This window comes from Sinorhizobium saheli (assembly GCF_001651875.1).
Taxonomy (GTDB): Bacteria; Pseudomonadota; Alphaproteobacteria; order Rhizobiales; family Rhizobiaceae; genus Sinorhizobium; species Sinorhizobium saheli.
Window position 1 is genome coordinate 1 of sequence record NZ_LNQB01000006.1, and the last position, 1,298, is coordinate 1,298.

The following is a 1,298-nucleotide window of genomic DNA, read 5'->3' on the forward strand; positions in this document are numbered from 1 at the left end:
CTAGTGTCATGTATCTGGCGCGTTGGACAGCCCATTCGTCGTTCTGCTCGAGCAGGATCGCGCCGACGAGGCGGACGATGGCGTCATCATTGGGGAAGATGCCGACGACCTCGGTCCTGCGCTTGATTTCGCCGTTGAGGCGCTCGATCGGGTTGGTGCTGTGCAGCTTGGCGCGGTGCTCCTTCGGGAAGGTCATGTAGGCGAGAACGTCTTCTTCGGCATCATCCATGATGGCGGCGAGCTTGGGGACCTTCGGCCGGATCTGGTCGGCGACGGCGCGCCATTGGGCGCTTGCGGCTTCCGGCGTCTCCTGGGCGAAGGCGGTGGCGATGAAGGCGGAGACGACACGGCGACCGCTCTTGCCGGCGTGGGCAAGAACGTTGCGCATGAAGTGGACCCGGCAGCGCTGCCAGGTTGCGTTGAGCACCTTGGTGACGGCGGCCTTCAGGCCCTCGTGGGCGTCGGAGACAACCAGCTTGACGCCTCTGAGGCCACGGCGGGTCAGCTTGCGTAGGAACTCGGTCCAGATCGGCTCGGCCTCGGAGGTGCCGACCTCCATGCCCAGCACCTCGCGGCGACCGTCGCTGTTGACGCCGACGGCGATGATGACGGCGACGGAGACGATACGGCCGCCGCGGCGGACCTTCAGGTAGGTGGCATCGATCCACAGATATGGCCAGTCGCCCTCGATCGGCCGATCGAGGAAGGCCTTGACCTTGCCGTCGATCTCCTCGCACAGCCGGCTGACCTGGCTCTTGGAGATGCCGCTCATACCCATGGCCTTGACCAGATCGTCGACCGAGCGGGTCGAGATTCCCTGCACATAGGCTTCCTGGATGACCGCCGTCAGCGCCTTCTCGGCCATGCGCCGCGGCTCCAGGAACGAGGGGAAGTAGGAGCCCTTCCGGAGCTTCGGAATGCGCAGCTCGACCGTTCCGGCACGCGTCTCCCAATCCCGCTCGCGGTAGCCGTTGCGCTGGGCCGTCCGCAGCGGGTTCTTCTCGCCATAGCCGGCACCGGTGGCGGCGCCCACCTCCAGCTCCATCAGCCGCTCGGCGGCAAAACCGATCATCTCGCGCAAAAGATCGGCGTCGGGGGACTTCTCCACGAGCGCACGCAGGTTCATCATGTCGTCGGTCATCGGTGGTTCCTTCGAATCAGGTTGGTGTCAGCAACCCGACCCTACCGAAGAACATCGATGACCACCGCTTCGCCGCCCGCTCGCTACGGCGCTGTTGAGGGCGCGCTCGCGAGCGGCTTCGCTACCGCCGAGCTACACCACCTGTAGGGACACGACC

Annotated in this window: 1 protein-coding gene; it reads right to left on the reverse strand. The window is 65.6% G+C overall.

What is annotated here, in order from left to right; translation table 11 throughout:
* The coding region (locus ATB98_RS00040) for an IS256 family transposase (RefSeq protein ID WP_066867476.1) at positions 1–1,141 on the reverse strand (1,141 nt) is incomplete at its 3' end.
* Between the last annotated feature and the right edge of the window lie 157 nt (positions 1,142–1,298).